This is a genomic window from Mycetocola sp., assembly GCF_025464835.1.
In the GTDB taxonomy this organism is placed as follows: Bacteria; Actinomycetota; Actinomycetes; order Actinomycetales; family Microbacteriaceae; genus Mycetocola_A.
This window is the reverse complement of record NZ_JAODMP010000078.1, coordinates 22,178-30,830: the sequence shown is the minus strand read 5'-3', so window position 1 is coordinate 30,830 and position 8,653 is coordinate 22,178. Positions and strand designations below refer to the sequence as shown.

General features: G+C 66.8%; 12 protein-coding genes. 8 read left to right on the top strand and 4 right to left on the bottom strand.

What is annotated here, in order from left to right; translation table 11 throughout:
* The 5 genes from JWP90_RS10045 to JWP90_RS10025 all read left to right on the top strand — a co-directional run.
* Positions 1-811 (top strand): phosphoribosylaminoimidazolesuccinocarboxamide synthase (locus tag JWP90_RS10045; RefSeq protein WP_297363332.1); only part of this gene is annotated, 811 nt, incomplete at its 5' end.
* An 11-nt stretch (positions 812-822) separates the two neighbouring features.
* Positions 823-2,280, top strand: a complete 1,458-nt coding sequence (locus JWP90_RS10040) for an MFS transporter (RefSeq protein WP_297363330.1) — start codon at positions 823-825, stop codon at positions 2,278-2,280.
* A 12-nt stretch (positions 2,281-2,292) separates the two neighbouring features.
* Positions 2,293-2,790: a GNAT family N-acetyltransferase gene (locus tag JWP90_RS10035; protein WP_297363328.1), complete on the top strand. Its 498-nt coding sequence runs from the start codon at positions 2,293-2,295 to the stop codon at positions 2,788-2,790.
* Between the two features lie 36 nt (positions 2,791-2,826).
* Positions 2,827-3,717 (top strand): VOC family protein, encoded by an 891-nt coding sequence (locus tag JWP90_RS10030; protein WP_297363326.1) that lies wholly within the window; start codon positions 2,827-2,829, stop codon positions 3,715-3,717.
* A 147-nt stretch (positions 3,718-3,864) separates the two neighbouring features.
* Positions 3,865-5,079, top strand: coding sequence for an alpha/beta hydrolase (locus JWP90_RS10025; RefSeq protein WP_297363324.1), 1,215 nt, complete (start codon positions 3,865-3,867; stop codon positions 5,077-5,079).
* Here the strand turns inward: JWP90_RS10025 and JWP90_RS10020 are convergent.
* Entirely contained in the window at positions 4,980-5,435 is a 456-nt protein-coding gene (locus JWP90_RS10020; protein WP_297363322.1) for a response regulator transcription factor, read from the bottom strand. The two genes, JWP90_RS10025 and JWP90_RS10020, sit on opposite strands and share 100 nt — an antisense overlap.
* 40 nt (positions 5,436-5,475) lie before the next feature.
* On the opposite strand from JWP90_RS10020, the gene JWP90_RS10015 reads away from it, so the two are divergent.
* Positions 5,476-5,640, top strand: coding sequence for a hypothetical protein (locus JWP90_RS10015; protein WP_297363320.1), 165 nt, complete (start codon positions 5,476-5,478; stop codon positions 5,638-5,640).
* Between the two features lie 26 nt (positions 5,641-5,666).
* Here the strand turns inward: JWP90_RS10015 and JWP90_RS10010 are convergent, their stop codons facing one another.
* On the bottom strand, positions 5,667-5,843 hold the full coding sequence (locus JWP90_RS10010) for a hypothetical protein (RefSeq protein WP_297363318.1): 177 nt from the start codon (positions 5,841-5,843) through the stop codon (positions 5,667-5,669).
* 14 nt (positions 5,844-5,857) lie between these two features.
* Here JWP90_RS10010 and purS point away from each other — a divergent pair, with 14 nt between their 5' ends.
* Both purS and purQ read left to right on the top strand, forming a co-directional pair.
* On the top strand, positions 5,858-6,088 hold the full coding sequence (gene purS, locus JWP90_RS10005; RefSeq protein ID WP_297363316.1) for a phosphoribosylformylglycinamidine synthase subunit PurS: 231 nt from the start codon (positions 5,858-5,860) through the stop codon (positions 6,086-6,088).
* A 2-nt stretch (positions 6,089-6,090) separates the two neighbouring features.
* A complete protein-coding gene (gene purQ / locus JWP90_RS10000; protein WP_297363314.1) occupies positions 6,091-6,786 on the top strand; it encodes a phosphoribosylformylglycinamidine synthase subunit PurQ in 696 nt (231 codons plus the stop codon).
* A gap of 77 nt (positions 6,787-6,863) precedes the next feature.
* Here purQ and JWP90_RS09995 read toward each other — a convergent pair whose 3' ends face one another.
* Positions 6,864-7,688 carry an ABC transporter permease gene (locus tag JWP90_RS09995; RefSeq protein ID WP_297363312.1) on the bottom strand — a complete coding sequence of 275 codons (825 nt, stop codon included), beginning with the start codon at positions 7,686-7,688 and terminating at the stop codon, positions 6,864-6,866.
* Entirely contained in the window at positions 7,685-8,590 is a 906-nt protein-coding gene (locus tag JWP90_RS09990) for an ABC transporter ATP-binding protein (RefSeq protein WP_297363310.1), read from the bottom strand. Before JWP90_RS09990 ends, JWP90_RS09995 begins: the two co-directional genes overlap by 4 nt.
* Positions 8,591-8,653 lie beyond the last annotated feature (63 nt).

Here is an 8,653-nt window from a genome sequence, read left to right as displayed (position 1 = left end):
GGCTGACCGGGTGCTCATGGTGGCGAGCGACCGCGTGAGCGCCTTCGACCACGTCCTTGAGCCCGGCATCCCCGGCAAGGGCGAGCTGCTGACCACTCTCAGCCTGTGGTGGTTCGACCAGCTGGCTGACGTGCCCAACCACCTCGCCCCGGACCACGTGCTCGGCAACGAGGACACCAGCCTCATCCCGGCTGAGGTTGCTGGACGGGCCATGCTCTGCAAAACCCTCGACATGTTTCCGGTCGAATGCGTCGTGCGCGGCTACCTCACCGGCTCTGGCTGGAAAGAGTACGTCGCCTCACGGAGTGTCTGCGGCATCCCTCTGCCCGACGGCCTGAACAACGGCGACCGCCTCCCCGAACCGCTGTACACCCCGGCGTACAAAGCACCGATGGGTGAACACGACGAGAACATCTCGTTCCAGCAGAGCGTCGAGCTGATTGGCGAAGCGGATGCCACGGCACTGCGCGACACGTCCCTCGCGATCTACGCGCAAGCATCCGCCATCGCAGAGGAACGAGGCTTGATCCTCGCCGACACCAAATTCGAGTTCGGGCGGGACCCGCACAGCGGAGTCCTGACCCTGGGCGATGAGGTCCTCACCTCAGACTCTTCCCGGTACTGGGACGCCGCCGTCTATGCCACCGCGGAAACCGCCGCGGCCAGGATGGCGAGCTTCGACAAGCAGATCGTCCGGGACTGGCTCGCCGCGAACTGGGACCAGACCGGAACTCCGCCCGAACTGCCCGCCGAGATAGTCGAAGAAACCTCATCCCGCTACCGGGAATTGCTTGAACGTTTGACGGCGTAGTCTTCTGAGAGATGTCTGATCTCACTGCCCACGAAGCCCACGCCAACCGAGTCAAGTGGGAGAGCTTCTGGGTGTGCGTCGGTGTCGCCTGTCTCACCATCCTTGACATCGCCAAGATCAACGTCGGACTGCCGTCGGTCGAGGACTCGCTCGGCGGCGGCGCCACCGAGCTGCAGCTCATCGTGGCGGGGTACGCGCTCGCCTTCGGGCTTGCGCTCGTCCCCTCGGGCCGACTGGGCGACATCCGGTCACGGCGCAACATGTTCCTCATCGGCCTCACCTCGTTCACCCTCGCCAGCCTGCTCTGCGCTCTCGCACCGACGATCGAGATCCTCGTCATCGGTCGCATCCTGCAGGGCGTCGCCGCCGGGATCCAGATGCCGCAGGTGCTCGGTCTCATCCAGCAGCTGTTTCAGGGCCGTGAACGCGGCAAGGCGTTCGGTCTGTTCGGTGCCGTCATCGGCCTCTCGACGGCGTTCGGCCCGACCCTCGGTGGGCTGCTCATCGCGATCGGCGGCCACGAGAACGGATGGCGGCTGCTGTTCTGGATGAACATCCCGCTCGGCCTCATCGCGATCTGGTTCGCCTGGCGGCTCCTGCCGAAGACCCAGCTCCGCGAAGCCGGCGCGAAGAACCTCGATGTGACCGGGATCCTGCTGCTCGGCGTCGCCACCTTCAGCCTCATGCTCCCCTTCGTCCTGACCACAGGCGGACCGAGCGACGATCCCCGTCGATGGTTCTGGCTGGTCGGATTCGTCGTCGCCGGCACCGCCTTCGTCTGGTGGGAACGCCGTTACCTCCGTATCGGGAAGTCACCCGTCGTGCATTTCGGGCTGCTCCGTCTCGCCTCGTACCGGAACGGCATCCTCATCGCGACGGCATATTTCGCCGCGATCCCGGCCATGTTCCTCATTGTCACCCTGTTCCTCCAGCAGGGGCTCGGGCTCGAGGCCGTCTATGCGGGGATGGTATCGATCCCGTTCGCGCTCGCGTCGGCGGGCACCTCCTGGCTCGGCGGCCGCCTGGTCAACACGCACGGTCGCCCGATCGTCGTCCTGGGTGTCGTCCTGGCGGGCCTCGGCATCGGTGCCACTTTGCCGATTGCCGCGTTCGCCAGCGAGACCTGGACGCCGTGGCTCCTTGCCGCGGTTCTCACCGTCGCCGGTGCGGGCGGCGGGTTCGTCATTTCGCCGAACCAGACCCTGACACTGCAGGACGTCCCGGTCACCCAGGGCGGCGTAGCTGGTTCGGTGGCGCAGGTCGGCCAGCGCGTCGGTACGGCCATCGGCGTCGCCGTTGCGTCGAGCACCTTCTTCGCGACACTGTACGCCGAGAAGGGTCTCGACAACCCGGTGACGATCTACCGGGACGCCTACGAGCGCGGCACGGTCATCATCGTCGCGCTGCTCGCGGTCGCCCTGGTTCTCAGCCTGCTCGACCTGCGGAAACGCTCCGTCCTCGCGACCTGATCCCGACCGGCCATGCCAGAAACGTCGGGTGACGTCACCATCGTTCGTCGGGAGTACTCGCACCCGGATGCGGTGCGACTCATCGCCGAACTCCAGGATCTCTACACCCGCATCTACGGAAGCCCGGACGCGAGCCCGATCGACGACGACGAGTTCGTGCCACCCCGCGGCGCCCTCGCGCTTGGGTACCTCGCGGATGAGCCCGTCGCGATGGGTGCGTGGCGGCGGGTGGGAAACGACCGTGCCGAACTGAAGCGGATGTATGTTGCCGACCGGCACCGTGGTCGCGGCTTCTCCCGGGCCATCGTCGCCTGGCTGGAAACGTCTGCTCGCGACCACGGCGTGGGGACGATGGTACTCGAGACCAACAAGAACCACCCGGCTGCCATCGCCCTGTACCGGTCAGCAGGTTATTCCGACATCCCGCACTACGGCTACTACGCGGACAACCCGGATACCGTGTCTCTCGCCCGTAAGCTCCGTGCCGACCCGGAAGATTCTCCGGGCTAGCGGAATGTTGTCGCTACAACTATAGTTATACCTATCATGAACTCGCTCGCTCCCACAGACAAACTTGCCGCAGACACCGCCATGGGCCCGGTCACCCTCCTCGTGGCTGACCTCGACGCGATGACGACCTACTACACGGATGCCGTCACGCTCCGTGTCCTGTCGACCACCGAACACACGGTGACCCTCGGCCGCGAAGGTGTCCCGGCCGTCATCCTCGAGCACGCTCCCGAGCTCAAGCACGCCTCCCCCGGGTCGGCCGGGCTCTTCCACACCGCCATCCTGTTCGAGTCGAAGGCCGCCCTCGCCGCCGCGCTCTACTCGGTCGCGCGTAAGGCACCAGGGACCTTCACCGGCAGCGCCGACCACCTCGTGAGCATCGCCTTCTACTTCACCGACCCTGAGGGCAACGGCGTCGAGCTGTACTGGGACCGTGACCGCACCGAATGGAGCTGGGTGCACGGGCAGATCGAGATGGCCACGCTGTACGTCGACCCCAACGAATTCCTCTCGCAGCACCTCACCGAGCAGGGGCAGACGACGCCAGATGACGAGTCCGTCTTCGGCGGCGCGCAGATCGGCCACGTGCACCTGTCCGTCGGCGACGTGGCGACCGCTCGGGAGTTCTATGTGAACACTCTGGGCTTCGACGCCACCACGTCATTCGGCAACCAGGCACTCTTCGTCTCTGCGGGCGGATACCACCACCACATGGCGATGAACGTCTGGAACTCGCGCGGCGCCGGGCCGCGAATGCCCGCCCTGGGCCTCGGCCGCATCGACATCGTGATCCCCGAGGCGGATGCTCTCGGCGAGCTGACCGAGCGACTCACCCACCACAAGGTGCAGGTCAGGGACGACGGCCAGACCGTGAGCTTCGGCGACCCGTGGTCGAACCTCATCCACGTGCAGGCCAAAACCCCCTGACGACGCATCCCTGACGCGCGCCGGCAGCCGGACGCCCGTGACGCTCGGCCCGTGCCGCACACCCCGTGCGATCCGGGCCGAGTGCTTTCGGCCTGCGCCGCCCAGCCGGAATTGGTACTGTCGAGCCGACCGAAAGGGAGGAGAGCCGTGCCACTCGATCCGTATTTCCAGGCCATGTACCTGGCGAGGCGACGCGACATGATCGCCGAAGCCCGGGGCATGATCGTCGGCACCGTCACGAGCGTCGCCACGAGCCTGTTCCCCTGGCGGCGCGGGGCCGCCAGGCTGGCCCTGGCCGAATCTCCGGCACGGACGGTGGGCACGAAGGCTGCCGGAACGGCCGTCGCCGGCGCCGAGGCAGCGCACAGGACATCGCCGTCAGCGCCTGGCAAACCGCCGCTCTCCGCCGAGGAGAAGGCGAAGCGCCGGACGCCGGCCTGGAAGAGGCGCAACGCGGAGAAATGGGATGCGAAACTCTACGGCCGTGTCGGCCTGGCCCCTCCAGAGGTTGCCGTGACGGACCACGTCGTCGATGTCGACGGCTTCCCATCCGTTCGTGTGCGCGTGTACCGGCCGCTCGAGGCAACCGGCTCAGGCGGACCTGGCACCCCGTTGCTGCCAGCGGTACTCGCGTTCTTCGGCGGTTCCTTCCAGCTGGGCGGGGTCGACTACACGAGCGTCGATGCGACGTTCCGGGCGCGGACCGCCGACGCCGGGGTCATCCATGTCGCCGTTGACTACGCGCTCGCTCCTGAACACCGCTACCCCACCCAGATCGAGCAAGGTTATGCCGCGCTCGGCTGGCTGGTCGACAACGCTGCCCAGCTCGGGGTCGACGCCGACCGCATCGGCATCAACGGGACGTCGTCCGGCGGAAACATCGCTGCGAGCGTCACACTGCTCAACCGCGATCGCGCAGGACACCCGTTGAGGCTGCAGGTGCTCGAGGTGCCCGTCACCGACCTGACAGGGAAATCCATCGACATGGCACCGATCCGGGAGATGCGCATCCCGCGTTTCCTCGCGCGGCGAGAACTGGTCCAGGTCGCGGAGGCGTACCTCGGCGACCGGGCACGAGCGAAGGAGCCGTACGCGTCACCGGCGCGAGCGCTCACCCACCGTGGTCTTCCCCCTGCGTGGATCTTCACTGCCGAGTACGACGCCCTCCGTCTCGACGGCGAGGCCTACGCCGCCGCCCTCCGCGCATCGGGAGTCGACGCGAGTGCCGTCCGCTACCAGGGCGCCACCCACGAGGCCGCCATCTACACGAAAGTCGTGCCGCTGGCCCGCCGGTGGCACGCCGACGTGGTCACCGCCCTGCGCACCCTCCACGACCTCGAGGTCCAGGCCGGACGGATGTAACCGCGGTCGCGTGCGGATGCCACGGCGGCCGTCCGCGACGACACCTGCAGTTTCGTGAAGATGTGCACGAGGTGGCTCTTCACCGTGGCTTCGGAGAGGAACGGGGTCCTCGCGATGTCACGGTTCGAGCATCCGTCGGCGACGAGAGCGAGAACTTCGGCTTCCCTCGACGTGAGCGCCTCTCCGGAGGGTTCTGGGGGGCTTCGAGCCGGCCGGCGACAGTCGGCGCGAGCGCACTTTGCCCTCTGGTTGCTGCGCGCACCGCCGCGATCGTCTCGGCGGGAGGGCGTCCTCGAGCAGGTAGTCCGCGGCGCCTGCTTCGACGTGTCGGCATCCGTGTCGTCGTTGGTGAGCACGAGGAGGTGCGGCGCACCGGCAATCCCCGGATGCGGCGGGTTGCGCTCCCTGCATGCCGCTGCCGAACTGGAGGTCCATGAGCACGATGTCGACACCGGTCCTGCTCTGTTCAACAGTGTGCCCACCGGCCCCGTCCGAGGCGGTCGCCGGGTCGAAGCCGACTCCGTCGTCGACGACATCGAACGAGACGCGTCCGACGGGTAGGTCACGGTGAGGTCGGCGCGTGTTGCCTACGCGTGCCGAACGACGTTCGCGACCGCGCCCTGGGCGATCCGCAGCAGTGTCGCGTCGACGCTCATCGGGAGCGCAACCGGTTCACCCTCGAGCTGGGAATTCACCGTCGAGGTGCCGGTAGGATTGTTGTATTCCCCCACCTCGAACATCCGGGAGACATTCGGTGCCCACAATCCTCGTAGAAGTAATGCCCAAGGCTGAACTGCTTGACCCGCAGGGTAAGGCGGTCTCAGGGGCGCTCACGCGGCTCGGCAAGTCCGAGTTCAGCGCTGTCCGCATCGGGAAGCGGTTTGAACTGACCGTGGACGGCCCGATCACGGATGCCATCCGCGCCGACGTTCAGCACATCGCGGACGAGATCCTGTCGAACTCGGTCATCGAGGACGTCGTCGCGATCACCTACCCGGAGGCCGAGTAGTCATGCGCATCGGCGTCATCACTTTCCCGGGCTCGCTCGACGAGCGTGACGCCCAGCGGGCGATCCGCATCGCCGGAGCGGAACCCGTCGCCCTCTGGCACGGCGAACATGATCTCCACGGCGTCGACGCCCTCGTGCTGCCCGGGGGGTTCAGCTACGGCGACTACCTGCGTGCCGGTGCGATCGCATCCGTCTCCCCGATCATGGCTGAAGTCATCGACGCCGCCAATAAGGGAATGCCTGTGCTCGGCATCTGCAACGGCTTCCAGATGCTCACCGAGGCGCACCTGCTGCCCGGTGGCCTCATCCGCAACGATCACGGCCACTTCGTCCGCCGTGACCAGGCGCTGCGGGTCGAGAACGTCGACACCGTGTGGACCAACGAGTTCGCTGCGAACGACGAGATCGTCATCCCCCTGAAGAACGGCGAGGGCGGCTTCATCGCCTCAGAGCACGAACTGGACCGGCTCGAGGGCGAGGGCCGTGTGGTCTTCCGTTACCTCGGCACGAACCCGAACGGGTCGCTGCGCGACATCGCCGGCATCACCAACGAACGCGGCAACGTGGTGGGCCTCATGCCGCACCCCGAGCACGCGGTCGAGCCGGGCTTCGGCCCTGACACCCCTGATGCCATGCGGTCTGGCACCGACGGCCTCACGCTCTTCACGAGCGCGATCACGGCGCTCGTCTCGGCCTGAGTTCTCCCGAGATACCGAAAAAGGGCTCCCTGCCCGGCACTATGCCGCCGCAGGGAGCCCTTTTCGGTTTCTCACGCCTAGGTGACGTCGCGCTTCCACGACACGAAGTAGCCGACGACGGTGAGCACGAGGGCGAGGGCTGCGAGCAGGAGCCCGCCCTGCCACCACTCGAAGGGTTCGGCGCCCGTCCCCGCCGCGCCGGTGTTGAACAGGCTCGGCGCACCGACGAGCGCATCACTTGCCGCCCCAGGCAGGAACCGGCCGATGGATGCCGCCCAGCCGGCGAACATCGTCACTGCGCGTAGCGTCGGTTCGACGAATTGGGTGAATGCGAGGATCACGACGATCGCTGCCACCTGGTTCGGGATCAGCGCGCCGAGGCCGACACCGATCACTGCCCAAAGTGCAAGGGCGAGCACGGCCCTGCCGACCATCGCCCAGGTGTCGCTGTTGTCGAGCTGGGTATCGAGCCCGAAGAGCGCGAGCACCCCGGCTCCGGCTCCAACCGAAGCGAGCACGCCAACAACACCGTAGATCGCACCGAAGATCAGCAGGGTGGCGCTCTTCGCGCCCAACACCATCCCCCGCTTCGGCGTCGCGAGGAACGTTGGCGTGAGCATCCGGTGGCGGTATTCGCTCGTGACGGCGAGCGCCCCGAGAAGGACGGGGAACACGTACCCGAAGGTGCTGACCGATCCGTAGAGCATCGGCGCGAGAATCTCCATCGGCGGCGCACCCTGCGGCTGCTCGTCTCCGGATTTCGAGAGGAACCCGAAGAGGGCGCCGAGGCCGCCGGAGACGAAACCGATGTAGACAAGGAGGATGATCGCGAGGATCCACCAGATCCGGGTGGTGAGGAGCTTCGCGACCTCAGCGCGGAAAGCGGGGAAGAACAGGTTCACAGCGATCCCCCCTGCCCGACCATCGCGAGGAATGAGTCCTCGAGTCCCGACTTCTGTCGGTGCAACGAACTCACCTCCACTCCAGCCGAAAAGGCGATATGGCCGACCTGTCCAGGCTCCAGGCCGGAGACCAGGATGCCGGCCCTGGCGACGTCGAACGAAACGGATGCCGCGGTGAGCGCAGCCATCAGCTGTTCACGGTTCGGCGAATCGACGATCACCCTCGTGGCGGCACCCTCGATCTCCAGGCTCGACAACGGCCCGCGGTGCACAAGGGCGCCACGGGCGATGATGACGACGTCGTCGACACTCTGCTGAACTTCGCTGAGCAGGTGTGAGGAGATGAGCACGGTACGGCCCTCTGCGGCGAGCTGGCGCAGGAAGCCGCGGATCCACTTGATGCCCTCGGGGTCGAGGCCGTTGATCGGCTCGTCGAGCACGAGAACTCCCGGGTCACCGAGGAGAGCGAACGCGAGCCCGAGCCTCTGACGCATGCCAAGTGAGTATCCGCCGACGCGTCGGTCTGCGTGTGCGCTCAGGCCGACCGTCTCCAGGACGATCGGAACGCGCTTTGAATCGATCCGAGCCGCCTTCGCATACACGCTGAGGTGATTCCGAGCGGTCCGGCCCGGGTGGAAGCTTGCGGCTTCGAGAGCCGATCCCACCGAACTGAGTGGAGAGAGAAGATCACGGTACCGGACCCCGCCGATGGTGGCAGAGCCCGCTGTCGGAGTGACGAGGCCGAGCAGCATCCGGAGAGTTGTGGTTTTGCCTGCGCCGTTGGGGCCGAGGAAACCGGTGACCCTGCCCGGTTCGACCCGGAAACTGAGGTCGGAAACGGCGGCGACGGAGCCGAAGCGTTTGGAGACGCCGGCAAATTCGATGGGGACTCCCGTGGGCATTCTGCTCCTGAAGTAGATGGGCGGGGGTGCGGTTCTACCTTGGCAGGGATTGAAGCGCGCCTG